Source organism: Shewanella sp. 10B, from assembly GCF_023475885.1.
Lineage (GTDB): Bacteria > Pseudomonadota > Gammaproteobacteria > Enterobacterales > Shewanellaceae > Shewanella > Shewanella mangrovisoli.
Genome location: NZ_JAMDJO010000002.1, coordinates 1,057,164 through 1,080,817, shown reverse-complemented (window position 1 = coordinate 1,080,817; position 23,654 = coordinate 1,057,164). Strand labels below are relative to the sequence as shown.

Annotated in this window: 26 protein-coding genes; 11 read left to right on the top strand and 15 right to left on the bottom strand. The window is 45.0% G+C overall.

Annotation, left to right across the window (positions count from 1 at the left end; genetic code table 11):
- Positions 1-32: 32 nt before the first annotated feature.
- Positions 33-362 (bottom strand): iron donor protein CyaY, encoded by a 330-nt coding sequence (gene cyaY, locus M0415_RS12265; RefSeq protein ID WP_249553309.1) that lies wholly within the window; start codon positions 360-362, stop codon positions 33-35.
- Between the two features lie 67 nt (positions 363-429).
- Here cyaY and lptM point away from each other — a divergent pair, with 67 nt between their 5' ends.
- From lptM to M0415_RS12230, 7 genes are all read left to right on the top strand, one after another.
- Positions 430-624: an LPS translocon maturation chaperone LptM gene (gene lptM, locus M0415_RS12260; protein WP_088211940.1), complete on the top strand. Its 195-nt coding sequence runs from the start codon at positions 430-432 to the stop codon at positions 622-624.
- A gap of 42 nt (positions 625-666) precedes the next feature.
- Positions 667-1,911, top strand: coding sequence for a diaminopimelate decarboxylase (gene lysA / locus M0415_RS12255; protein ID WP_249553311.1), 1,245 nt, complete (start codon positions 667-669; stop codon positions 1,909-1,911).
- A gap of 70 nt (positions 1,912-1,981) precedes the next feature.
- A complete protein-coding gene (dapF, locus tag M0415_RS12250; RefSeq protein ID WP_011715615.1) occupies positions 1,982-2,809 on the top strand; it encodes a diaminopimelate epimerase in 828 nt (275 codons plus the stop codon).
- A complete protein-coding gene (locus M0415_RS12245) occupies positions 2,806-3,441 on the top strand; it encodes a DUF484 family protein (protein ID WP_011627404.1) in 636 nt (211 codons plus the stop codon). Before dapF ends, M0415_RS12245 begins: the two co-directional genes overlap by 4 nt.
- A 48-nt stretch (positions 3,442-3,489) precedes the next feature.
- Positions 3,490-4,389, top strand: coding sequence for a tyrosine recombinase XerC (gene xerC, locus M0415_RS12240; RefSeq protein WP_011621200.1), 900 nt, complete (start codon positions 3,490-3,492; stop codon positions 4,387-4,389).
- Positions 4,389-5,111 carry an HAD-IA family hydrolase gene (locus M0415_RS12235; RefSeq protein WP_249553313.1) on the top strand — a complete coding sequence of 241 codons (723 nt, stop codon included), beginning with the start codon at positions 4,389-4,391 and terminating at the stop codon, positions 5,109-5,111. The genes xerC and M0415_RS12235 overlap by 1 nt, the downstream gene beginning before the upstream one ends.
- Positions 5,112-5,257: 146 nt before the next feature.
- Entirely contained in the window at positions 5,258-5,836 is a 579-nt protein-coding gene (locus tag M0415_RS12230) for a HupE/UreJ family protein (RefSeq protein ID WP_088211934.1), read from the top strand.
- A 4-nt stretch (positions 5,837-5,840) separates the two neighbouring features.
- Here the strand turns inward: M0415_RS12230 and M0415_RS12225 are convergent, their stop codons facing one another.
- A complete protein-coding gene (locus M0415_RS12225; protein WP_249553315.1) occupies positions 5,841-6,344 on the bottom strand; it encodes an AlbA family DNA-binding domain-containing protein in 504 nt (167 codons plus the stop codon).
- A gap of 98 nt (positions 6,345-6,442) precedes the next feature.
- Complete coding sequence (gene ric / locus M0415_RS12220; protein ID WP_249553317.1) at positions 6,443-7,189, bottom strand: iron-sulfur cluster repair di-iron protein; 747 nt, start codon at positions 7,187-7,189, stop codon at positions 6,443-6,445.
- Between the two features lie 551 nt (positions 7,190-7,740).
- Here ric and M0415_RS12215 point away from each other — a divergent pair.
- Both M0415_RS12215 and M0415_RS12210 read left to right on the top strand, forming a co-directional pair.
- Positions 7,741-8,964, top strand: a complete 1,224-nt coding sequence (locus M0415_RS12215) for a tyrosine-type recombinase/integrase (protein ID WP_220054491.1) — start codon at positions 7,741-7,743, stop codon at positions 8,962-8,964.
- 396 nt (positions 8,965-9,360) lie between these two features.
- A complete protein-coding gene (locus M0415_RS12210) occupies positions 9,361-9,654 on the top strand; it encodes a hypothetical protein (protein ID WP_249553319.1) in 294 nt (97 codons plus the stop codon).
- Positions 9,655-9,700: 46 nt separating this feature from the next.
- Here the strand turns inward: M0415_RS12210 and M0415_RS12205 are convergent, their stop codons facing one another.
- The gene (locus M0415_RS12205) at positions 9,701-10,408 is read right to left on the bottom strand and encodes a M48 family metallopeptidase (RefSeq protein WP_249553321.1); all 708 of its coding nucleotides are present in this window, start codon (positions 10,406-10,408) and stop codon (positions 9,701-9,703) included.
- 8 nt (positions 10,409-10,416) lie between these two features.
- Positions 10,417-13,524: a type I restriction endonuclease subunit R gene (locus M0415_RS12200; protein ID WP_249560478.1), complete on the bottom strand. Its 3,108-nt coding sequence runs from the start codon at positions 13,522-13,524 to the stop codon at positions 10,417-10,419.
- Between the two features lie 253 nt (positions 13,525-13,777).
- On the opposite strand from M0415_RS12200, the gene M0415_RS12195 reads away from it, so the two are divergent.
- On the top strand, positions 13,778-13,936 hold the full coding sequence (locus M0415_RS12195; RefSeq protein WP_249553325.1) for a hypothetical protein: 159 nt from the start codon (positions 13,778-13,780) through the stop codon (positions 13,934-13,936).
- A gap of 2 nt (positions 13,937-13,938) precedes the next feature.
- Entirely contained in the window at positions 13,939-14,061 is a 123-nt protein-coding gene (locus tag M0415_RS21465; protein WP_258405884.1) for a hypothetical protein, read from the top strand.
- A gap of 116 nt (positions 14,062-14,177) precedes the next feature.
- Here M0415_RS21465 and M0415_RS12190 read toward each other — a convergent pair whose 3' ends face one another.
- The 10 genes from M0415_RS12190 to dusB all read right to left on the bottom strand — a co-directional run bounded on the left by M0415_RS12190 (position 14,178) and on the right by dusB (position 23,580).
- Complete coding sequence (locus tag M0415_RS12190) at positions 14,178-15,371, bottom strand: hypothetical protein (protein ID WP_249553327.1); 1,194 nt, start codon at positions 15,369-15,371, stop codon at positions 14,178-14,180.
- 114 nt (positions 15,372-15,485) lie between these two features.
- Complete coding sequence (locus tag M0415_RS12185) at positions 15,486-16,478, bottom strand: virulence RhuM family protein/type II toxin-antitoxin system death-on-curing family toxin (RefSeq protein ID WP_249553329.1); 993 nt, start codon at positions 16,476-16,478, stop codon at positions 15,486-15,488.
- A gap of 86 nt (positions 16,479-16,564) precedes the next feature.
- Complete coding sequence (locus M0415_RS12180) at positions 16,565-17,845, bottom strand: restriction endonuclease subunit S (protein ID WP_249553331.1); 1,281 nt, start codon at positions 17,843-17,845, stop codon at positions 16,565-16,567.
- Positions 17,838-19,574 (bottom strand): type I restriction-modification system subunit M, encoded by a 1,737-nt coding sequence (locus tag M0415_RS12175; RefSeq protein ID WP_220054500.1) that lies wholly within the window; start codon positions 19,572-19,574, stop codon positions 17,838-17,840. The genes M0415_RS12180 and M0415_RS12175 overlap by 8 nt, the downstream gene beginning before the upstream one ends.
- A gap of 429 nt (positions 19,575-20,003) precedes the next feature.
- Positions 20,004-20,699, bottom strand: a complete 696-nt coding sequence (locus tag M0415_RS12170) for a YagK/YfjJ domain-containing protein (protein WP_249553333.1) — start codon at positions 20,697-20,699, stop codon at positions 20,004-20,006.
- Positions 20,700-20,782: 83 nt separating this feature from the next.
- Positions 20,783-20,953, bottom strand: coding sequence for a helix-turn-helix transcriptional regulator (locus tag M0415_RS21525; RefSeq protein ID WP_446694962.1), 171 nt, complete (start codon positions 20,951-20,953; stop codon positions 20,783-20,785).
- Positions 20,954-20,993: 40 nt separating this feature from the next.
- Positions 20,994-21,242 carry an AlpA family phage regulatory protein gene (locus M0415_RS12165; protein ID WP_011070746.1) on the bottom strand — a complete coding sequence of 83 codons (249 nt, stop codon included), beginning with the start codon at positions 21,240-21,242 and terminating at the stop codon, positions 20,994-20,996.
- A gap of 107 nt (positions 21,243-21,349) precedes the next feature.
- Positions 21,350-22,174 carry a DUF6387 family protein gene (locus tag M0415_RS12160; protein ID WP_249553335.1) on the bottom strand — a complete coding sequence of 275 codons (825 nt, stop codon included), beginning with the start codon at positions 22,172-22,174 and terminating at the stop codon, positions 21,350-21,352.
- Between the two features lie 115 nt (positions 22,175-22,289).
- Complete coding sequence (gene fis / locus M0415_RS12155; RefSeq protein WP_006083371.1) at positions 22,290-22,595, bottom strand: DNA-binding transcriptional regulator Fis; 306 nt, start codon at positions 22,593-22,595, stop codon at positions 22,290-22,292.
- Positions 22,596-22,611: 16 nt separating this feature from the next.
- Positions 22,612-23,580 carry a tRNA dihydrouridine synthase DusB gene (gene dusB / locus M0415_RS12150; protein ID WP_088211921.1) on the bottom strand — a complete coding sequence of 323 codons (969 nt, stop codon included), beginning with the start codon at positions 23,578-23,580 and terminating at the stop codon, positions 22,612-22,614.
- Between the last annotated feature and the right edge of the window lie 74 nt (positions 23,581-23,654).

Here is a 23,654-nt window from a genome sequence, read left to right as displayed (position 1 = left end):
TTGCTCCCGCTTAGCAATGCTGCACGCGCTTATTAGAAGCTCAGTGCGATACCGCTCTGGCGAAGGATCGAGTCCTGTACAAAGGGCATAAACTCGCCACCGTTACGACCATCAATCCATTTACCATCAACAAAACCAAAGTGATAGCCACCGAAACGGGTCGCAACCCAAATCTCATGCAAAGGCTCTTGTTTGTTGATGACGATTTTCGAACCATCGACAAATTCCAGCTGTAACACGTTACCGCTGGCATCAATATCGACATCGGCGTCTTGTTCATCAATTGCGGTTTCGATAGCGTTCTCTATCGCTTGGAACATGTCATCGGCGAGCTGGTGAAATTCTGTATCTGTCATGGCCATGCATTTCTGTCCTTTGCTTTCGTCAAGATGGGTGCGATTATAAGGCTATTAGTCACCAGATGCACAGATGTTGAGAAAAATGAGACTGTTTTTATTGTTATTGCTTGGTAGCCTATTCATTACAGCATGCGGTCAAAAAGGCCCCCTGTATAAATCCTCTCCCGCAGAGGTGAGTCAGCCTACAAAAATCAAGGCGCCGAAGAGTGAGGCAACCCCAGCCGACACGGCGGAGCCTCAAGCTGAAACTGAAAAAACACAATAATAATCAGCATAATTACAACAAAGCGCAGTAAGGAATCGGACATTGGATCACTTTCTCTACCAAGACAATACCCTGTACGCCGAAGGCTGTCGGGTCAATGATTTAGCCCAGCAGTATGGCACGCCACTGTATATCTATTCCCGTGCGACGCTCGAACGTCACTGGCATGCATTTAACAATGCGGTGGCCGACCATCCACATTTAGTGTGTTACGCGGTGAAAGCCAACTCGAACTTAGCCGTACTGAACGTCTTGGCTCGTTTAGGCAGTGGTTTTGATATTGTCTCGGGCGGTGAGTTAGCGCGGGTGATTGAAGCCGGTGGCGACCCTGCCAAAGTAGTGTTTTCGGGCGTAGGTAAAACCGTTGCCGAAATGGAGCAAGCACTTAACCTCGGTATTTACTGCTTTAACGTCGAATCGAGCGCCGAGCTTGAACAACTTAACGACGTTGCAGGCCGCTTAGGTAAAATTGCTCCCGTGTCGCTGCGGGTGAATCCCGATGTCGATGCCGGTACGCATCCATATATCTCGACGGGTCTCAAAGAAAACAAATTTGGTATCGCCATGGATGAGGCCGAAGTCGTATTCGCCCGTGCCCATGCGCTGCCACATTTGCAGGTCAAAGGGGTCGATTGCCATATTGGTTCACAGCTGACCGAGATCCAGCCTTTCCTCGATGCGATGGACAGAATGTTAGCCCTTATCGACCGTCTGGCCGAGCAAGGTATTGTGATTGAACACTTCGATGTGGGTGGTGGTTTAGGGGTAACCTATGATGATGAAACCCCGCCGCATCCCGATGTTTACGCCGCTGCACTGCTCGCACGTTTAGGCGATCGTAAGCTCAAGTTAATTTTCGAGCCGGGTCGCGCCATTGCCGCTAACGCGGGGATTTTCGTGACTCAGGTTCTGTACCTTAAAGAAAACAGCGATAAGCGTTTTGCGATTGTCGACGGTGCGATGAACGACTTAATTCGCCCCGCACTCTATAGTGCTTGGCAAAATATCATTCCGGTAAATCCAAGGGATGAACAGGCACAAGCATTTGATATCGTTGGACCTGTGTGCGAAACCGGTGACTTTTTAGGTAAAGACAGAGCACTCGCGATTGCGGCGGGGGATTTGCTGGTTGTGCGCTCGAGTGGTGCCTACGGTTTTGCCATGGCCTCAAACTATAACACCCGTCCGCGTGCGGCCGAGGTGATGGTCGATGGTGACAAGGCTTATCTGGTGCGTGAACGAGAAAAATTAGCGCAGCTCTGGCAAGGTGAGCAACTCCTGCCGTAAACTAGAAAATTATATTGATTCAGGCGCTTGGCTAGTTAATGGCGGCGCCTAGGCTTAAAGGATAAGTATCTTGATCCAATTCACTAAGATGCACGGACTGGGCAACGATTTTATGGTGGTCGATGGTGTCACGCAGAACGTGTTCTTTTCGCCTGAGCAGATCCGCCGTTTAGCCGACCGTAACTTTGGCATAGGTTTCGACCAACTTTTACTGGTTGAGCCGCCCTATGATCCCGATTTGGATTTTCACTATCGTATCTTTAATGCCGACGGTGGTGAGGTCGAAAACTGCGGCAATGGCGCCCGTTGTTTTGCGCGCTTTGTTCGTAATAAAGGGCTGACGAATAAGAATAAAATTCGCGTGAGCACCTCTGCGGGTAAGATGACTCTTCGCCTCGAACGTGACGGCACCGTCACTGTGAACATGGGTGTGCCCGTGCTCGACCCAAGCCAAATTCCTTTCAAAGCCAAAAAGGCCGAAAAAACCTACTTGCTGCAAACACCACAACAAACCTTTTTATGTGGTGCGGCCTCGATGGGCAACCCCCATTGCGTGCTCGATGTCGAAGATGTTGCTAACGCCAATGTCGCCGAAATTGGTGCGCTGCTCACTAAGCATGAGCGCTTCCCGCGCGGAGTAAACGTCGGCTTTATGCAGGTGGTAAATTCGGGCCATATCAAGCTTAGAGTTTATGAACGTGGTGCGGCCGAGACCTTAGCCTGTGGTACTGGCGCTTGTGCCGCTGTGGTGGTTGGGCAAATTCAAGGCAAACTCGATCAACAGGTACGTGTCGACTTGCCGGGTGGCACCTTAACCATCAATTGGGAAGGCGAAGGCAAACCCCTGTGGATGACGGGGCCGGCGCAGCACGTTTACGATGGACAAATTCAGTTATGACCGAGCCTTTGATGCCGCAGACCGATCTTCCCTTCGATGAGTTGATTATTCGCGAGTACCTACTCGATAACCCAGACTTTTTTAATCGTTATCCCGAGCTGTTACTTGCGATGCGTTTACCCCATTCGGAGCGCGGCGCGATTTCCTTGGTCGAGCGTCGTCAAGAGTTGCTGCGCCAACGGGTTGGGCAACTCGAAGAAGAAATTACCAGTCTGCTGGCGATGGCGGCACGCAATGAAAAGATATTCCTCTTTAATACCGAGCTGTCTTTTAAGTTACTTAATTGCGTTAATTTAGAAGCCCTTAAGGAAGTACTGGCCGACAGTTTAAAGACGCAGTTTAATTTTACCCATGTGCGTCTGATCAGCGTGTTAGATGCCGATGTGGAGATGCAAGCGATTTGGGCTCAGCGTCTGCGTAAGGATTACTACTTTGGCCGCTTAACCCAGCAGGAAGCGAAACGCCTGTTTGGTAGCGAAGTGGGCTCTGTCGCGTTAGTGAAGTTAGCCGATGAAATCCCGATGATTTTTGCCGTTGCCAGCCAAGATGCGGCGCATTTCCATCCCGATATGGACAATATGTTGCTCGAACAATTGCGCCGATTACTCGCACATATGCTGGCCAAGCTTTAAGGTAGATGGTTCGCCTTGCCTCAATTCCCTAATGATGAGGAGCTGGAGATGACCCCGCAGTGTCAGTCCTATTTGCAGCAGTTTGAAACCTATATGCAGTCTGAGCGTCAGTTATCGGCGCATACGGTTCGCAATTATATGTACGAGTTGCAGCGGGGGAGCGAGTTACTGCCCGAGGGCGTTGATTTGCTCAATGTGGGTCGTGAGCATTGGCAACAGGTGCTTGCTAAGCTGCATCGCAAGGGCTTAAGCCCGCGCTCGTTATCATTGTGGTTGTCGGCCATTAAACAGTGGGGAGAGTTTTTATTACGCTCAGGCGTGATTGAACTTAATCCTGCCAAGGGACTGAGCGCGCCCAAACAAGCCAAACCGTTACCTAAGAATATCGACGTCGATTCTATCTCGCATCTGCTTGCGATTGAGGGTAATGATCCGCTAACCCTACGTGATAAAGCCATTATGGAGCTGTTCTACTCCAGTGGATTGCGTTTGGCAGAACTGGCGGCGCTGGATTTATCCAGTGTGCAATACGACCAGCATGAAGTGCGCGTGTTAGGCAAAGGCAACAAAGAGCGCATCGTCCCCGTTGGGCGTTACGCCATAGAGGCCATCAGTGCTTGGCTTAAGTGTCGCAAACAAATTTCCTGTGAAGATAACGCATTGTTTGTCACCGAGAAGGGCAAGCGTTTATCCCATCGCAGCATTCAGGCGCGTATGAGCAAGTGGGGTCAGGAGCAGGCGCTTTCTATGCGGGTGCATCCCCATAAGTTACGCCATTCCTTTGCGACGCATATGCTGGAATCCAGTGCCGATTTACGGGCAGTGCAGGAGTTATTGGGTCACGAAAACCTGTCGACCACGCAAATTTATACCAGTTTAGATTTCCAACACTTAGCTAAGGTGTATGATAACGCCCATCCTAGAGCGAAAAAACAACAGGATAAATAATGCGTTGTTATCTTAGACCCCAGAATATCCGTGCGATCAGCTTCGATCTCGACGATACCCTATACGATAACGAGCCTCATATTCTGAATGCCGAAGCCGAGCTCACGCAGTTTTTGCATCAGGCTTTTCCGCTGACTCAGACTTGGCAACCACAGCAATGGCGATTGCTCAAGTTGCAGCTGATACAGCAAAATCCCGCCCTAGCCCATGACACCTCGGCGGCGCGAATTGCGACCCTGTGCAAAGGCTTATCGCTGCTCGGTTATAGCGAGCCTGAGGCAAAACGGGGCGCGCAGGAAGGCTTGGATTGTTTTTATTTCCATCGCAGCCATTTTCAGGTTTCAGACGACGTCTTGGCGTTACTCACACGCTTATCGGCCCATTTTCGGTTGATTGGTATCACCAATGGCAATGTGGACGCAGAGCGTATTGGCCTAAGTAATGTGTTCGAATTTGTGCTGCATCCTGGCAGTGGTGTACGGATGAAGCCCGCTAAGGATATGTTTTCACAGGCCTGCGAAAGACTCGATATCGGCTTAGATGAACTGTTGCACGTTGGCGATAGTATGAATGCCGATGTTCGCGGTGCACGTTTGGCAGGGTGTCAGTCTGTTTGGCTCAACCCGAGTTTTGGCCGCGTGGCGTCGCTACCTATCGCTGCACTCTTGCCCCATATGGAAATTGCGAACCTCGATGCGCTACTGGAAATGTTACTGCCTTAACTTGGTTTAAGTATTGGAGCGATGTTATCCATTGAATTAAGCGATAGCTTAAGGTGATAAGGATCAAAGACTGCTTCGCGGCTTTACCGTAGAGTGTTCACAATCATTTCACTCGGTTGTTACGCCATCACTAACAAGGAATTTGTATGGTGCGTTTAAGTCTGTTGCTGCTCTTGAGTCTATCTTTTATTGCCCCCGCCTCGGCGCACGAAATCCACTCCGGTGGTGGTTTTATGGCGGGCTTTAACCATCCAGTCCTCGGTTTTGACCATCTCCTTGCCATGCTGAGTGTGGGTATGCTCAGTACTCAATTGGGCGGCCGCGCTATTTGGACTGTGCCTTTAGCCTTTGTGTGTTTTATGTTGGTGGGTGGCATTTTAGGTCTTTATGCGATTCCTGTTCCCTTTGTCGAAATTGGCATTGCGCTATCTGTCTTATTGCTTGGGCTCGCGATAGCCTTCGACCGCCAACTTCCGCTGTTGTTTGCCATGGCCTTTGTGGGCGTGTTTGCGATTTTCCACGGTCATGCCCATGGGATGGAAATGCCTGAACTCGCCAGCCCCGTACTCTATGCCTTCGGTTTCTTGTTTGGCACTGCGGTCATTCATCTCGGCGGAGTGATGTTAGGATTGGGTATGCAGCGCCTGACGGGCCAGCGCAGCTTAATGCGGGTATCGGGCGTGGCGATTGCCGCTATGGGTGGATATTTACTCGCAGGTTTTTAATGGCTTAACGTGCCTTGAGTTGCTTAGTGCAATGATGGGCGCGGCGCAGCATTTGTGTGACCTGTTTTCGGCTGGCGTGCATGTCGGCATCCCCCACGCGAAAATAAGTCCCCGTATAAGCATCTGTACCGATAAACACCGGCTTAAGATGCTCTGGTGCGAGCGGTACACGAATTCTTATCAGCTTTTTATTCATAATTTCAATCAGCTGCACATCGGAAATTGCCAGGATATTATGGCTGGTGCGGCTTGGATCATCGAGGATTTCCCAAAACTCTTGCAACACGGGCAGAGGGTTAGGAATGCCTTCAATGGTGAAATGACCGTGTTCTTCACGCACCCCGAGGATAATCTCGCCCCCTAAGGTGTTGGCGAAGGAGCTGTAGGTCGCCCAAATATCTTCGGGGAGTTGACCTTGACCATCGCGTCCCCGCGCGAGTTTAAACTCCACTTGAGCGGATTCATGCAGTGAACCAATATCATCGAGTGCAAATGTTGGGTATGTCATGGCGGCGGCTCCTTGCGTAGCACACCACTTTTTGTAACACGCCAAAATAGCAAAGGCCAGCAGTTGTGCTGGCCTTGGGTGTGAACGAGCAGTCTGTACTAGGCGAGTTGTAGCGCCTTAGGGAAGAGAATGTTGTTCTCTAAATGGATATGTCGGTGCAAGTCCACCTCAAATTCGACCAGAGTCGCGTAACAAACGCGCCATGTGGTGCAGGCGTATTCCGGCGGGGTAAAGTCGTTAGTTAACTCGTGCAGCTTTTGCAAAATTTGCCCAGCTTCTTCATGCTCGTATTGCATCGCATTGATCGGGTTGCCTATATGGCCGAAACAACCTTGCACTTGCTCGCCTTGGCTCATGGTGCGGATCGCGGGGAAGAGGATATTTTCTTCCTTCATCAGATGCGGCATTAAGTCTTCAATTAAGGCGCGCACCCAGCCAGCGAAGGGAATAATCTCCGCATAATGCTCGCCATGGGCACGTACCATTTTCTCTGAATATTCGAGCAATAACGGTGCCTTAGCACGAACGTATTGATGGTGGGTGCGCTCGATATAATCAATCAACTGGTCGAGTGGCAACTGATTGAGTTCATCTTCTTTGGCGCCCGAGTGGGAAACTGCCTCCAATGCGGCGACGACTTGCTCAGGATTGGCTTCTGCTCGCTCGCAGGCATTGGCGAGTGCTCGACCACCCCCGCAACAGAAATCGATACCAAATTGGCTAAACACGTGGGCGCGGCGAAAATCCTCGGCGACCAATTCACCCACTTTGCGTTCAAGCCATGGGGTGATTGAGGCTGACTGTGCTTCAACTGAGTTTTCGGATGAGAGATGGGCAGATAACATAGCAACACTCCAAAGCGAGAATAATTTTACATGCATAATATTTGCGGCTTTATATTGGCGCAATAAATCCTGACTAAATTAGTCGGGTATATCACATTTCATGCAGTGAAATATCTCTAAGGGAGTAGCTAAGTTGCCTCAAGGTCAGTGTCATTCTATTGCTGTGCTATGGCGGGGAATTGTCGCTAATAAAGCAAAAAGGCGAGTCATTGCTGACTCGCCTTTTTAATACAACAGCTTAATCCTTGCGGATTAGTTCATGCCGTATTAACTAAATAGTCGTTTTCTGTTGTTTTTGGTTTGTTAGGTTTGAAGCTGTAAGTGTGTGTAATTGTGATTGTTTGGTGGGTTTTTGTGCGGGTTTGTATTGGTGTTGACTCATTCTTATGGTTAACTAGGGGTACATATGGGGGTACATATTGGGTGCGTGTTGGTGTGCATATTCTGGTCGGATAGAGCCTATTTAAGGAGCTTTTTTCGAAAGAGATTTGTAGGTTGATATTTACCCTGATATTTACCCTGAAATTTAAGCTAATAAGTAAGAGTCATTGATGAAGCTTTACGACAAAAATATTCGAGCGGTTTTAAATAAAAATCACCCCAAAGCATTTGAGCTTTCAGATGGTAGAGGGCTAGGGGCGAGAGTGAGCCCCTTAGGTAAAGTTCGTTGGCAATATAGGTACAAAATTGATGGCAAAAATTACAGGATGGATTTAGGAGACTATCCAGAATTATCTTTAGTTAAAGCTAGGGAGATGGCACATCAATGTCGTGAATGGTTAGCGAATGGAAAAGATCCTAAAATCCAACGCTCTATTGGACGAGAAAAATCATTTAATCCCATCACTGTTAAAGATGCGCTTGAGTATTGGTATACGGAACAAGCTGTTACTCGTAGGAAAAACCATGAAAAGCATCGGGCACAATTTGTTAAGCATATCTATCCGTATATAGGGCATTTGCCTATAACAGATTTGGAAACAAGACATTGGATTGAATGCTTTGATCGTATAAGTAAAGGTATTCCAAGTAAGCAACGTCCGGCACCGGTTGCCTCGGGCTATGTTCTGCAGAACATCAAACAGGCTTTGATTTTTTGTAAAAATAGGCAATTTGTGCACACTACTGCGTTGGACTCCTTAACAATTCAAGATGTGGGGAGAAAGCAAAATAAAAGGGATAGAGTTCTCAGTCAGCGTGAACTAGCTGATTTCATCAAACTCCTTAATTCCGATGTATTACCAGAGTATTACGGCAACTTGTTTAAACTATTGGTTATTTTTGGTGCTAGAACCCATGAAGTTAGGGAGTCTACTTGGTCACAATGGGATTTCGAGGAAGGATTATGGACTGTTCACTCGCGGGAGAATAAAAACAAAATGGTCAAGATCGTTAGGCCAATTCCTGATGACTTGAAAGAGTTCATGGTGAAACTGAAAGGCAATGGTAAATCTAGTGATCTCATTCTTGGAAAGTTTAAAGAAGATGCGACTGTCAGCGCTTATGGTGGCTCTTTATGGAAGAAACTAGGACATTCTGAAAAGTGGACTTTGCATGATTTACGTCGAGTTATCTCAACCTATATGAATGACTTAGGCGTTGCCCCTTACGTTGTTGAGCAGCTATTAGGGCATAAATTGGGTGGGGTTATGGCTATTTATAATCGCAGCCAATATATCCCCGAGAAAAAGATAGCCTTAGATATGTGGGTTGAACGTTTAAAATTGCTGGTGGATAAGCCTGATAATGTGTCCATTTTGAAACGGAAAGCATAAATATTAATCTGTTACGCCCCAACTTATTATTGAGAGGTTTTATGTTTTTGTTAACGAAATCCCGATACCGAATGTGGTGGTCATTCGAAGGAGTGACCACCCGAATAGTTAGTCCAGTTCGGGAGTATGAAAGTGAAAATTTCGAAGCGTGCAATTCGTCGCCATCATAATGTGCGTCTCAAAAAATATAGGGCTATTTATTGGGGAGGCAGCCCTAAACAATCAACCCAATTTCTTGGAATTTGTTTGGTAACTCCATGCATTTGCTCCTGCTATATGTGCGGTAATCAACGCTACTACTGGGGGGCTAGCTTTCAAGAGCAAAGGCAAAAACTAAAGTATTCATAACGTAAGCTTTTATGCCAGCAGTAAGTTATCAATTTAAGAGGTGAACACATGATCATTGACGCGCTAGGTTTAACAGAGCACATCATTATAACTGTAGATACTGAAGAGGCATTTAAGATTGCGCCATATCGAGCGCAAGATCCTAAGATAGACGCTATGTTAAAGCGAGTTATGATTGGTGGCTGTGATGTTTACGGTATAAGCATGACTGGCAACGGTAAAGCCTCACCATGGGCAATTATCAATCGATTACGTGAGCTTGGTTATGATGTTGAAGCTCAGGGATACGTAGAGCCCATAATAGATGAAGATGATGAGTTGCCTAAAGGAGTCGTGTTTTAGTTAAGATTGAATGAAGACCACTTTGCAGTGGTCTTTTTGAGTGGTACTAGAATGTTAGTTTTGGGGCGTTATTCTTGAGCCATTCTTTACATTCCGCGTAATCAGGCATTACTCGTTCAACCTCCTTCCAAAAGAGTGGGGAGTGATCGAGTTGCTTTAAATGGCACAATTCATGGACAACCACGTAGTCGACAATGCGGTTAGGAGCCATAACAATAATCCAGTTAAAATCTAAATCACCTTTAGGATTGCAGCTACCCCAACGGCTTTTGAAGGTTTTGATATTGACAGATTTAGGGGTAACTCCCATAACTTTTGCATAACGTCGAACCTTTTCCCTGAGTTTGAGTAATGCACTGCGTTTATACCAGCCTATAAGTGCTTCCCTTACTAAGTTTGAACGGACTGAACCTTCGGGGACAATAACGACTAATCGTCCTTGCACCAGCTTTACTGGCTCAAAACTGCCTGCATGTACCTTTAAGCGATAATTGCGGCCAAGGTATGGCATAGCCTCACCAGAGACAAACTGCTTTTCTGATGAGGTAATTAGTACCTTGTGCAGGGCAATCTTATCGATAATCCATTGGTGTTTTTCTTGTAATATTCGCTCGATTCGTTCTATGGGTAATGCCTTGGGTACGACCACGCTAACCATACCTTCTTCAACTTTTATGGAGGCAGTTTTGGCTCTCGAGGTTCGGGTAACGCGTGCTTGATAACCTTTAGCTTGAATGAATTCGGCTGGTTTCATACTGATGGTCACTGTTTATTAAACTTGTGTTTTGCCAATTCCATAAATCTATCTTGCAGATTAGATATCAACTCTACGTTACTAAATGATGCATCAATAACGGCGCGTTTTATCTCTTTTTTCAACCGCTTTATCTCATCCCCCTTGTTGAAAAAGTCGACTATCTGCGTAGCTTCATCAAACATTGCGACAAGGTTTTGAGTAATCGTCTTTATCTCAATTAACTGGTGCTCGTCTATGACTTCAATGTCGCTTGTTTGGGTCACTTCAGCAGTAAGTATGTTGTAGAAGGCAAACTCAGTTTCGGAAAGTCCTGCATCTTTTGCGGCTCTACGACGGTCTATCTCAATAGTGTCGACCATAGCCAATAACAGCTCTAATTGCTGTTCCCATTGCCCTGCGGTCTTCTCGATAATGTCTCTGAGTCTTATGCTGAGTGATTTGTAATACTCGGGATCTTCCTCAAGCTTGACGGTAATATGGTGCTTAATCGCGCTTTCAATTTCAGAAGCTTTAGATTCAGTCGATTTTTCTGGTCGAATACTTTCTTTAAAATTTGCGGCAAGTAGGTCAATAGGCGGTATTTTGGGATCAACGCCTGTACTTAAAATATGTTCGTCCACCAGCTTACGGACTTTAGCGCCGATATCAGTCATATCTAAACCAGCATCACGGTACTGGTTTCGCGCGGAATTATGGACTTTGCCCAACAGTTTCATATCGGCTAAAAATGGTGCGGCGGCAACATCGGGCAGAATGATGTTCATTTGCCTTGCAAATCGCTTAAATGCCATATCAAACTGTGCTCGAACAGTTTCCTCTTTGAGTGCCAGTACATAACTATCAACGTCTTTATTCTTGATATGTCTAAAAAATGAAATGGCGAGGGTGTGTGTAGCTTTTAGCTTGGGAATTTCATCTTTAAGGCTTTGATACGTGCCTTCTACATCATCACTGCTGAACATTTCCATCGCTTCGATAAGGTGGTTCGACAGCCCAAAGTAATCGACAATAAAGCCGCATTCTTTCTTTGCATAGGTACGGTTCACTCTAGCAATGGCCTGCATCAGCGTATGGTCTTGTAGTTTACGATCGATGTACATCACCTGTGCTATCGGTGCGTCAAACCCTGTCAGTAGCATGTCTTTCACGATTAAGAATGCGACAGGGTTTTCCGATAATGGTTTAGTAAAGTCTTGGATAATCTTCTTTTGCTTTGTCTTGTCGGTATGAACAGCAATATAAGCTTCATCGTTGTGATCACCCGAGATAATCACTTCACTAGGTGGCGCACCTAACTCATCTAAGGTCTTTTTAAATATGGTGGCCGCATGGCGACTACCCACCACTATCATGGCTTTAAAACCGTCTGGTTGTATGTGCTTTCGGTAGTGTTCAAGTAAGTCCATGCAAACCCAGCGAATGCGGGCAGGTGCTTCGCGAACTGCGCGCTCAACACCGTATTTTTGTTTAATCTCCCGCTGTTCTTCTTTGCTATAGCTACCAAAGTAAGCCTCAAACAGTTTGTCTAATGACTCTCCAGCGACTTCGGTCTTTACTTGGCGGCCTTCATACAAAATGCGAACTGTTGCGCCATCATCCACCGCTTGATTGATCTTGTATTCATCAATATAGCCCCCAAAAGCTTTATCCATTTTTTGGTTTTTTAGTAGTGGTGTGCCTGTAAACCCAATTTTAGGAGCGTTAGGTAGGGCAGCGTTAATGGTCATGGCAAGGCCGCCAAAGTGAGTTCTATGGGCTTCATCGGCAAGAACGATAATTTTGTCACTCGGGTTTAAGTTAACAAAACCTTCGTTTTCATTGTTAGTACTCAGCTCTTTCTCTAGGTCTAAGAATTTTTGCACCATTGCAGTCACAAGATCCGAGCAGTCTTTTTTCAGCAGTGCTTTTAGCTCCGCAACTGAACCCGCGTTATAAATTGTTTCGTCTTGGGCGGCGCGGAAGGTGCTAGATAGTTGTTCATCTAACTGAGTACGATCAGTAATAAACACAAGTTTGTATTGCTTAAGCACAGGATCTCGGCGCATTTTAACAGCAAGCATAACCATGGTTAGTGATTTGCCGCTGCCTTGGGTATGCCATACCACGCCCGACTTCTCTTTGCGGTCTTGGCCTGTTTTAAGGCGCTCAATGACTTTATTGACAGCTCGATATTGCTGGTAACGTGCAACCTTCTTGATTAGCTTGCCTTCTACTGGCTCAAATATAATGAAGTTTTGCAATATATCGAGAAAGCTAGCAGGGCTGAATATACCTGCAATCAAGCGTTGTTGTGCTGTTACCGCAGTGATTGCATCGTAGTTTGAGCTGGTGGCGGTGTACAGTGCAGGGTTATCGTTAACCTGCATATCGTCGAGGCTATTACGGCTAAAAGCCTGAGATAAATTTTGTTCGCTTAATGTGATATCGGTAAAGGGATAGGCATCTTTCCAATCAGCATAGTGGGATGCATTGGAACTAATTGTGCCCACTTTGGCCTGATCGCGACAGGTCGATACCATCAGCTGGTTATACCAAAAAAGCCGCTGTGCGCCTTCATCATCGACGCTATTACGTAGGTTGGCATATCTGCGTAATTGGTTAATCCCTTCGCTTATTGGTGCTGAGATGTAGGGGGATTTACATTCGATCACTGCCAGCGGTAAGCCATTAATAAAGCAAACAATATCAGGGATGATATTTTGGTTTACGCCTTCTACTTTAAACTGTGAAGTACAGATAAACTCATTGGCTGCAAGGTTATCAAAATCAATCAACTTAACGGTTTGGCCTTTACGCCCTTTACCAACGTCTTGCTCTACTGAAAGATAATTCACTAAGGTTTGATAGATGGCCTGATTGTATTCCATCAAGCCGACAAAGTTTGGATGGGTGATATCACGGCAAACCTTGCGCAGGTTTTCATCGTTGATCCAAGGGTTAATTCTTTTAATGGCGGCTTCGAGCCGTCCCATCAGCACGACATCCCGTAGATAGGGTCTTTCATGGTATTCAGGTGTGAGTTTAGCTCCCGCAATGTACTGCCAACCTAATAGCGATAATTGGGCAATAGCGGGTAACTCGACCTTATGTAGCTCATCCTGATCCATATCCATCCCTTTACCAGATGATTAAAGACATCTTTTGTATCTGATTTTTATACGATTGATTTTGATGCAATCATGCAGGCTCTTATATTACAGAGGCATAGCACAAATAACAGCTAACAAAATCAATTGAATACGGGGCAAATTCAAAAATATGTAAATTTGGACGATTTCCCCCCCACTGCAAGCCCCAAAAGCTCAGGCACAATCTCTTTTGTTGGTAGGGGCTCCTGCCAACGTAACCCTAAATTGGAGAAATAACATGAGTAATAAAACCCCAATGACCCCACAAGCAGCCGCTCGTATTCAAAGCTCAACTGCAACTCAAAACGGAGGAACTGTAGCTAAGGGTAGTTTTGCTGCAAAAGCGCAGAGTGCAGCGGCAAAGAATTCTGGCAATGGTAAGCAGGGAGGTAAGTAATTATGTCTAAACATGATGACGATAATCATAGCAATCAGCTTAATCCCAACAATGACGCTTACTGGCAGAGTCGCGGTGAAGATGAGCGTCCAGACGATTGGCAAGAACAGCTTGATGATGAATGAGAGGAGCAAGTTGTTGACGCTAAATCACCAATAAAGTTAACGACATTACAGCGTTCAACCAAAAGGTGGCGTCTCCAAAGTTAATAGGTAAAAGGCCATGGGGATGAAATGGCCTTTTATTTTTTGATAAGTGCTGAATGATAGTGTTCAAAGTATGTAGGGTAGTTAGCAAGCACACTCTTTATTATTGGAATAACCTGTTTATCTGGTTGTAATGCTAAAAAATCATCTACAGCTCTAGCAATTCGAAAATAGTCAATGATTGGCTCAGGGTTATAATCACCTAATGATATTACTAAAGCTTCAACAAACAGCCTCATTTTTTCATTGGATGGTATGTTGATGCCTTTTCGCCAATCTTTGAGCCGATTGTATTGTCGGTCGTTGAGCAGTTCATCACTTTCTCCTGAATCTTCTATATAAATAAAGGTAGCTATTTCTCGCCAGCCTAAAACAGTGCCATGATCAGCTAACCGCTGTTTTATTGCCTCCAGCATGGCACTGAAACAGGTATAGGCATAACTTTCATGCGAGTAAATGTCTAATGTTGTTGAAAAAATTCCTTTATAATTATTAAGCTCAATATTTCCATCGTGTCTGTGCTCATACAGAGCAATTCCTATTTCAAAGTGGGCAATTGCGCTAAGATAAAAGTCAAATATCAGGTGATAAACAGCTCCTATGAGTAATGTCGCATTTTCATTTTGTAGATACTTGGGGTTGTCTGGGGTGGCTGCGAATTCGCTATAAATATTGAGTGTTTCAACTGAAACTAAGCTTTGGTGTTGCCATGTAGTTTGCTGAGCTTGCCAAATGGCATTGCTATCGTCCTTGTTCATTTTCCCTTGTTTAATCTGTTGCTTTATTTCTTTCATCATACAGTAATCGGCATCTGCCCGTAATTGCAGAAAATCAAGCAAGGTATTCAGTTCTGTATCATAGGTTGATTGTTTAAAACCATTCACCAAAGGCCACCAAATGCAAGCGTTTGAGCCTACTTTTCCGGCTTTGATTGTTTTTAAAAGCAACGAGAATGATTGAAGTTTTTGATATGGTATTGGTAATTTTTTAACCCAAGAAGTGAGCTTGTTAATGCTGGGTTTTGCTACGCCTTCAGTAGCCAAATTTGAACGTGAGCTTCTGCCAATGTTTAAAAGTATGCCGCTTTGTTTTTCAATGATTGGGACTACTTTTACAAAGTTATTGGGTAGCTTAAGTAACCCTGTAACGGTAGTTGGCGAAGGGAGAAACACACTCTCAAACTTTATGGATTTAAGCACATATTTACCATCCTTGTTTGGCTTAAACATACTCTTCCTTTAGCTTATTACGGGTTATACGAGCGGTTTGCGCCCAAGTTGAATGGGCAAGACTACTTGATGATACTGTCGCCTGTGATAGGGATTAATATGAACTAGATAGGCTTACTCTTTCAATAAAATAAAGTGTTCAATCAAGCGGATCATCAGTTCTTTTTGGTCAGGCAAACTTTCGGCCACCAGCAAAGCTAAAGCCACCAAGGTTGTATCATTAATTTGCTCGCTCACGGGTTTAGCTAACAGGTGCTGATTTTGCTGTAAGTACCATAAAAAGAGAAACGAGCCTGTGCGCTTATTACCATCGGCAAAGGGATGATTTTTGATGATGAAATACAATAGATGGGCGGCGCGGCTAGCCACATTCGGGTAAAACCATTCGCCACCAAACCCTTGTTCAATGGTCGCAATGCTGGAAGCTAAGCCATTGCCCCGTAGCTGAGCAAACAAGTCAGTCGCTTCACCTTTTGCTATCAGATTTGTTTTTAAGGCTGCAATTGCGGCTAATACCTCATCAAGCGCCAAAGGCTGCATCTGTTGCTGTTTGTGGGTGATTTCCGTCAGGCTTTGCTCATCATAGCCTTGTAGTAGCGACCAAGAGCGGGCGTACTCGGCAATTACGTTCACAACCGCTTGACCGTCTGGATTGATCAGGGCTTGGTTGGTTAAGGTCTTTGAAAGGAGGGCTAATGCTTGGTTAAACTCAATACCGCGTTGTACAAGGCGTTGCTGGTTTAGGGTGTATCCTTGGAGTAAATGCTGTTTTAAGGTATTGGTTGCCCATTGGCGGAATTGCACGCCCCGTTTGGACTTTACCCTATAGCCAACAGAAATAATCACATCAAGGTTAAAGTATTGAGTTTGGTAGGTTTTGCCGTCATCCGCAGTACGTGCAAATATTGCACATACTGAATCCCGCTCAAGTTCGCCCTCTTTAAAGACGTTGTTGATATGCTTAGTGATCACTGAACGCTCACGGTCGAACAATACACAAATTTCCGCTTGGGTTAACCAAACTGTCTCGGTATCGACAGCCACAGTAAGCTGTAGCTGACCATCTTGACTGATAAAAATATCATGTTGTGATAGTTGGTGATCCACTATTTATCCTCTTTACTCAAGGGGCTGTACAGCGCTTATGCTGCGTATCTTTGCTGTAGCGGTCAATGCTTTGCCGTCCCTAGGGATTAGCTAATTAAATCGTTATCGACCTTAACTCGCACTTTACCCGTCAATAGATCCTGCATAAGGGCTTTTTTGAGATTTGAAGTTTGATTTAGCTTTGAAACCTTACTGCTAATTTTATTAGCCACAGAATCAACTAAATCAGCAATTTTAACCTGCTCTTCAAATGGAGGCGAAGGAATAACAAACTTACTGAACTCATTAAAATCAATGCTCTCTACTGTGTTTCCAGCTTTTAATGTTGCGCGTAAGACCTTATGGTTGTGAGCCTTTAAATAATGAAAAATAAAACGTGTGTCATATCGCTCAGAAACAGTTAATGCTTTCATATCTTGGTTCACCGTTAAATCACATCCTGCGATAGCTACAGGCAAAGTATGTTGCAAAATACCACTTCTTACGACCATAAGGAGAGAGCCTTTAGGTATAAAATTTGTTGAAGACTCTGTAATCGCTTTAGCTGACACATGATCCTGTGTCCGACTAATTAAATCAAATTTCATGTCTTTAGGGGAAACCCAAGGAATTGAGCCTGACCAAAATTCTTTATTTGCCTTACTCGGTGTACCGCCACCTCTCCATTTACCGGTATCACCAAGTTTAACAACCTCCCAGCTCTTGGGGATTCTGCCAACGGGGGAGTCTTTAAATTCGGTGTGGGGCTCATATTTATCACCTTGCTTGATGCCAACACCTTTGGTGAGCAGCTCCTGCATCATGCCGCTTTTTAAATCTTTGAGCTTGTCGATTTGTGCCTGTGTTTTTTCAATTACCTCATCCACAGAAGTCAAAATCGCAGCAATTTTTTGTTGTTCTGGGAGAGGCGGCAATACCATCAAGAAATTCTTAAGTGTCTCTTTTGTTATTGTCAGGATTACACCACCATCAGCCTCGTTTTTCTTTACGCTAAAGATCTCTCGTACCATCAGCGCAAAAAAATCCTTATCTATGTGTGACGCAATCTCCTCAAATATCAGAATTGTACGATCTACATAGGCATCATATTGAGTGACAACTACTCGGCCTATAGAACCTTGGATGGAAACTAAGACTGTCCCTTTTGGGGCAAACACACTTTTTTTAGCTGCTAGATCTGAAATCCTAACCTTAGTTGATGCTTTTAAAAGGTTGCCGAACCCTAAATCGAACACTTGAACAAATGGAAACCCATTGTCATCAAACCATTCTGGATTCCCGTATGGCTGTGGGAAGCTCCCCCTCCGAAATTTAGATATATCAGCCAGAGAAGACACAATCCAATCAGCAGGAACCTGATTACTCATAACCCAGCTCCTTAAGATAACCCTTCATCACGCCCTCGGCGGTAGCGACTTCATCGTCAAGCTGTTTCAATGATATTTGGTACTTATCCCACCAGCGCTCTAGTTGCGCGATGATGCTGACTGCAACCACTGTATCAGCATGGTTCACATGTTCACGGATCTGCTCTTTGGTTTCGATTTCTGCTCTGAATTGATAATAGTCTTCGCCCTTAGGCTCAAATACACAGCTGACATCAAAACCTTTAAGAATTTCTTCTTGAATATAATCGTCTTGCACTTCACGTAGTGGAATACCGCCGTGGAGAATAGCGCGCACATCAAAAATCTCTGCGGGTGGCGAGGTATCGGCATAGCGGCGAATATTGAGGTTGTAGTCGTTATCGCGGATATCTTTTAGTTTGACTATGGCTGAGTAGCGTTTGATTTCGCTGTAGTTGTCGAAGGTTGCGACGATTTTATTGATATCTTGCAGACGTAAACTGTTTTGGTTTTTGCCTTCTTGATATTCGAGTTCAGCATTAATAAACAGTACCTTGCCTTGGCGCTCGCTCGGCTTTTGTTTGTTGATAATCAACAAACAGGCGGGGATGCCTGTGCCATAGAATAGGCCTGAGGGCAGGCCGATTACGGCTTCTAATAAGTCGTCTTCGAGTATGCCTTTACGAATGTCTTTTTCGCTGGAACCTCGGAACAGCACGCCATGGGGCATCACAACGCCGACCATGCCATCATCATTGGTGCTGGCTATCATGTGCTGCACAAAGGCGAGGTCACCTGCATCTTTTGGCGGTGTACCATAGGGGAAGCGGCCAAATTTATCCTTATCGCAGTCTTCTTTGCCCCATTTTGATAACGAAAACGGCGGATTGGCAATCACGCGATCAAACGTCATTAGGCTGCCATCAATAGTATGCTTAGGTTCGCGCAGGGTATCGCCCTTGCGAATGTCGGCACTTTGTACCCCGTGCAAAAACATGTTCATCTTACAGATTGCCCATGTATTGAGGTTCATCTCTTGGCCGTATAGTGACAGGTTTGCGGCGTTTTCATTATGGGTCGCAAGATAATTACGCATTTGGATCAGCATGCCGCCCGAACCCACTGTAGGGTCGTAAATTCGCATGCCTGCATGGGGTTTGAGCAATGCCACCAGCAATTGCACCACTTCGCTCGGGGTATAGAACTCACCACCTTTTTTACCCGCGCTATCGGCAAACATTTTAATCAAATATTCGTAGGCGGTGCCGAGTAAGTCGGGGCGTTCGAAATCACTATTGCGCAGACGGTACTTGTTAAAGTGGCTGAGTAGGTCGCGCAGCTTATTATCGGAGAGCTTGTTTTTAATATTGAAGTCGATAGAGACTAATACGCCCTCAAGGTTTGGATTGTGTTCTTCAATGGCTTCAGCGGCGGTATTGAGCGCCTCACCTATGTTGTGCTTTAAGTCTTTAAGCGCTGACCAGCGGGCAACTTCAGGAATATAGAAGGTGCTGTCGTACTCATCTTCATCACTGGCTAAGGCTTCGGCCTCAACTTGGGTTTTACCTTTGGCAAGATAGTATTCGATCACCTGCTCACGGGCTTCATCAAATGAATCCGATAGACGCTTAAGGAACATCATGCCGAAGATGTAGTCTTTGAACTCTGACGCATCCATATTGCCACGGAGAATATCCGCCGTTTCCCATAAGAACGATTCTAATTGTTGGAGAGTGATTTGATTTGGCACTGGTTTTCTCTAATGAATTTGGTAAGCACTGTGGGTTAAGTGATGCTGATAAAAGTACCCTGTGCATTGATGCGCCAAAGTGTACTGATAAGGGGGGGAGGGTACAACGCTATGGCGGGTAAATATGCGCGTTAAGTCATAGTCGGAGGTAGATGTTTAGTAGTGTCTTTTAGATACAAGAAATTTAAGAAACATTTTTTTAACACAAATTGTTAATGAAATGTCAACCGTATTTATGTTTTGGATCTTTGGCATTTGGTTATCGGTGTAAGCTCATTCTATATGAGTATAATCTATTGTTTAGTAATGGTTTTACTCTTGATTTTGACTCATGGCTAACATTATTTTGATCCAATTTTAGTGGAATAACGTAGGCATGAGTGATCCACTTTCCCCCTTATCTAATTGCTGTAAACTTGTTAAGTTTGACTAGCTTCGGCTAGCGCTAGTTTGAAAGCGTTTTATTCCATTCGGTGTCTGTTCTTTGCTGTAATGCTTGGCAAGGTAGCTGATCCTGTGAATTGCAGACTCAACACCTTTAAGCCCGCTGCGTTCAATTTTGTAGCTTGCCGACTCAGGTAACCATGCAGAAGTGTCTGGATGCATATAGCATGCTTTCTGAACCTGTTGAAATGCACCCCAGCCTGACTTAGCTTTATGCCCATTGAGTAGAATGAAGCAGTGATAATGCGCTTTGTCGCTTCTTGGTGTTTGTTCTCGAACCCAAAATAACCATGCTTTAGATTGGTACTTCTTATCTAGGTATCTCAACAGGGTTTTGCGGTATTTGCTGATTAGGCTGTTATTGGGTGTTTCGGTATAGACTCGTAGATCGAATCTGACGAGTAGGATTTTAGAATAGTGACTCAGTGCAGTTAGCAGTTGATCAATTGCTGCACTCATAATGCTGGAGCTGATGCCGTGTTCAAAGCTCATCACTTTAAATAAGGTTTCTTGATATAGAAAATCTTCTAAGGGAAAGCGAAGAGCGGAAATATTATAAATAACCTGCTTGTAGTGAGAGTTGTAAAGTGGCGTAAAGCGAGACCTACCATAGTATTGCAGATGCGTAGATTGTATTTTTCTGCTGGTTAAACGTGATTTAGAGCCTGCATTCGTCAGCATTTAATCGCACTCGGTTGAGCTTTGTCGCAGTTTGTTGCGTTTACAGGCCAAAAGAAGGCGGCAAGTGCCGCCTTGGTTAGCTATTACTTAGTGCCGTTTAGCCAGTTGATATAACTTGATTCTGACCAACCAATAGTTCGATTTTGGCTTTTGATGGGTTGAATAAAGACCTTTCTTTTTACTCGTCTGTAGAGTGTTGTTCTATCTATGCCGAGTAATTGGCACATTTCAGTGATTCGGATTATTCGCTCCATCGGTCGCTGCTGGTGGAGCAATTGGGCAAATTGAGTTCTTTTACTCGGTTTCATACCTTGCCCCCTCAGTAACTTGTTCGGATAGTTCTCCGCCAGAGTGAACCCATTGCATCAGTTCTGAAAGACGCCAACCGACAGAACGATTCCCAAGTTTTATGCGTTTAGGGAAACGGTTAAGTCTTTCTAGCTGAAAAGCTTGTGAGCGACTGATAGAGGTAATTAGTTTACGCTCTGTTTCTCGTACTATACGGTCTTGAATGGCTGATTTTTCGATACTAAAGAGTGACATAGATGCTCCTATAGATTGTCTCTGTTTGGCTTAGGAGTATCTTGCCTGTTTGCAATTGTGATTTCGGGGTAAAAACGAAATTTGATTTTTACCCCAAATTTAATCCCTTAAATATCCTGCATTTTAGTGCCTAACGCCCACGTATTTTGCCTGATATTCGCAAATAGTTGCATTAGATGAGATTCGTTGCTGAGAATCTTGCGATAAAACGGTGCATAGGTTTTTTTATATAGCTCCATTCTAAGCTCTTGTTTAGATTCTTCCCCAAGCAGTAATTCACTCAATACATTTTGTGTAAATTCCAGCTTTTGCCAATTATCTTCATAAAAAGGGATATGGTTATAGCAATACATCATGAGATCAAGGTAGGGGATCAACTTATAAGTCAGCAGCTTTTTGAAGGTTTTCTCATTTGCTTGAAAATTGTCAGGCGTTTTGGGTTCTGGGATTGATAGGGTTTTGCGCAGCTGATTAATCAGGAACTCACAGTCACCCAATATCGCTTTATTGGGTTTAGTTAAGTCTATACCTAACACGGTTAAGTCTCGAACCTGCCCCAGCAAAGGCACGAGTAGTTGCGGCTCTAAGTCTAAGTAGTCATCACCACTGCGGAGTTTAATCTCTTCAGTTATCCCTAGAAGATCAACATGGTTCAATGCGATGACTGTCGGAAGGTCTGGTTGTGTAACCGGATTCGAATTGATGATGACATAACCCTGCTGGATCAGTTGCCACCGTCTACTGTCAGTCAGTTTTCTACCATTAGGAAAAGTCGGTGTGTTGTGAAGGGTCAACCTGAGTTCTAGCTCGTTAAGAAATTGCGCAGCAGTGAGATCAGCAAGGCAATCATAGTTCTTAATTGAAAACCAATTAGGCCATTTGGGATGGTCTGATGTCTTAATTCGTATTGAGTTAGCTGTGGATGTTTTCATCGATATAAACTCGGCAAGGAATTATCTCGGGGTACATATGGGGGTACATATAATGCGAAAAGGGGCTAACCTGTGCAGGTTAACCCCTTTCCCAACAATCACTTAATCGAAATGATTAGTTCATGCCGTATTTCTTTAATTTTTTACGCAGAGTACCACGGTTGATACCTAGCATGTTTGCTGCGCGGGTTTGGTTGCCGCGAGTGTGTTGCATGATGATGTCAAGCAGAGGTGCTTCAACTTCACTTAGCACCATTTCGTACACTTCTTGTGCTTCCTGACCGTCCAACTGTGCGAAGAAGTTAGTTACGGCACGCTTAACGGCGTCACGTAATAACTGGGGCTTGATAGTGCCGTTTGCGGTTTCGATTTTGCCAACGGTAAGCTGGTGAACTTCTGTGTTAGTTGTCTGATCAAACATTCTATTCTGCTCTTTATTAATTCTGTACTAATTCATCAAAATAATATTCCACTAGGGAATACTGTTCTGCAGCGGTTTCCAGCTGATTAAAGTCAGCCCGAAACTGGCGCTGATCCTCTTGGTCTAGGTACCATCCAATATGCTTTCTGGCGAAGCGGATACCCTTATATTCACCATACAAATCATAAAGTTTGGTGAGGTGTTCCAGCATCACTTGACGCTGTTCAGCCACCTCAATGGGCGCTAGCTTATTACCCGTGTCCAAGTAGTGCTGGATTTCTCTGAAAATCCAAGGCCGTCCTTGAGCACCCCGTCCTATCATCAGAGCATCGACACCGGTATAGTCCAGCACGAAGCGGGCTTTCTCCGGACTGTCGATATCCCCATTCGCGACAACAGGAATCGAGACATTCTGTTTAATTGCTTTGATGGTGTCGTACTCGGCGTTGCCTCTGTACATGCATTGTCTCGTGCGGCCGTGAACGGCGAGCGAGGCGATACCACAATCCTCAGCAATCTGGGCGATTTGAACACCGTTCCTGTGTTCAGGCTCCCAGCCTGTGCGAATCTTTAACGTGACAGGTACCGTTACTGCAGCGACCACAGCTTGTAAAATTTCTTTCACTAAGGGTGGGTTTTGCATTAGGGCAGAACCGGCCAGCTTTTTATTCACTTTTTTTGCCGGGCATCCCATGTTGATATCAATGATGTGGGCACCTTGTTCGACGTTGAACTGGGCGGCCTGCGCCATTAACTCTGGATCTGCACCTGCAATTTGCACTGAGCGAATACCTTCCTCGCCGGAATGCGTCATACGCTGGCGGCTCTTATCTGTGTCCCAGACCTCAGGATTCGATGAAAGCATCTCCGACACCGCTAAGGCTGCGCCATAACGAAGACAGAGATTACGGAAAGCTTGATCGGTGACACCTGCCATTGGTGCCACGATCAGCTGATTCTTCAGTTGATAGGGTCCAATCTGCATTTACTGTTTCACCTTAGCTCTTCAAAGGGGCGCTATAGTAGCCCTTTTTATTGGCCGTGAAAAGGTCAATAAAT

What these genes read in the sequence shown, in the direction of transcription:
- cyaY (WP_249553309.1), bottom strand. Translation starts at nt 362, where the DNA reads ATGGCCATGACAGATACAGAATTTCACCAGCTCGCCGATGACATGTTC.
- lptM (WP_088211940.1), top strand. Translation starts at nt 430, where the DNA reads ATGTTGAGAAAAATGAGACTGTTTTTATTGTTATTGCTTGGTAGCCTA.
- M0415_RS12245 (WP_011627404.1), top strand. Translation starts at nt 2,806, where the DNA reads ATGACCGAGCCTTTGATGCCGCAGACCGATCTTCCCTTCGATGAGTTG.
- xerC (WP_011621200.1), top strand. Translation starts at nt 3,490, where the DNA reads ATGACCCCGCAGTGTCAGTCCTATTTGCAGCAGTTTGAAACCTATATG.
- M0415_RS12235 (WP_249553313.1), top strand. Translation starts at nt 4,389, where the DNA reads ATGCGTTGTTATCTTAGACCCCAGAATATCCGTGCGATCAGCTTCGAT.
- M0415_RS12230 (WP_088211934.1), top strand. Translation starts at nt 5,258, where the DNA reads ATGGTGCGTTTAAGTCTGTTGCTGCTCTTGAGTCTATCTTTTATTGCC.
- M0415_RS12225 (WP_249553315.1), bottom strand. Translation starts at nt 6,344, where the DNA reads ATGACATACCCAACATTTGCACTCGATGATATTGGTTCACTGCATGAA.
- ric (WP_249553317.1), bottom strand. Translation starts at nt 7,189, where the DNA reads ATGTTATCTGCCCATCTCTCATCCGAAAACTCAGTTGAAGCACAGTCA.
- M0415_RS12215 (WP_220054491.1), top strand. Translation starts at nt 7,741, where the DNA reads ATGAAGCTTTACGACAAAAATATTCGAGCGGTTTTAAATAAAAATCAC.
- M0415_RS12210 (WP_249553319.1), top strand. Translation starts at nt 9,361, where the DNA reads ATGATCATTGACGCGCTAGGTTTAACAGAGCACATCATTATAACTGTA.
- M0415_RS12205 (WP_249553321.1), bottom strand. Translation starts at nt 10,408, where the DNA reads ATGAAACCAGCCGAATTCATTCAAGCTAAAGGTTATCAAGCACGCGTT.
- M0415_RS12200 (WP_249560478.1), bottom strand. Translation starts at nt 13,524, where the DNA reads ATGGATATGGATCAGGATGAGCTACATAAGGTCGAGTTACCCGCTATT.
- M0415_RS12195 (WP_249553325.1), top strand. Translation starts at nt 13,778, where the DNA reads ATGAGTAATAAAACCCCAATGACCCCACAAGCAGCCGCTCGTATTCAA.
- M0415_RS21465 (WP_258405884.1), top strand. Translation starts at nt 13,939, where the DNA reads ATGTCTAAACATGATGACGATAATCATAGCAATCAGCTTAATCCCAAC.
- M0415_RS12190 (WP_249553327.1), bottom strand. Translation starts at nt 15,371, where the DNA reads ATGTTTAAGCCAAACAAGGATGGTAAATATGTGCTTAAATCCATAAAG.
- M0415_RS12180 (WP_249553331.1), bottom strand. Translation starts at nt 17,845, where the DNA reads ATGAGTAATCAGGTTCCTGCTGATTGGATTGTGTCTTCTCTGGCTGAT.
- M0415_RS12170 (WP_249553333.1), bottom strand. Translation starts at nt 20,699, where the DNA reads ATGCTGACGAATGCAGGCTCTAAATCACGTTTAACCAGCAGAAAAATA.
- M0415_RS21525 (WP_446694962.1), bottom strand. Translation starts at nt 20,953, where the DNA reads ATGGAGCGAATAATCCGAATCACTGAAATGTGCCAATTACTCGGCATA.
- M0415_RS12165 (WP_011070746.1), bottom strand. Translation starts at nt 21,242, where the DNA reads ATGTCACTCTTTAGTATCGAAAAATCAGCCATTCAAGACCGTATAGTA.
- M0415_RS12160 (WP_249553335.1), bottom strand. Translation starts at nt 22,174, where the DNA reads ATGAAAACATCCACAGCTAACTCAATACGAATTAAGACATCAGACCAT.
- fis (WP_006083371.1), bottom strand. Translation starts at nt 22,595, where the DNA reads ATGTTTGATCAGACAACTAACACAGAAGTTCACCAGCTTACCGTTGGC.
- dusB (WP_088211921.1), bottom strand. Translation starts at nt 23,580, where the DNA reads ATGCAGATTGGACCCTATCAACTGAAGAATCAGCTGATCGTGGCACCA.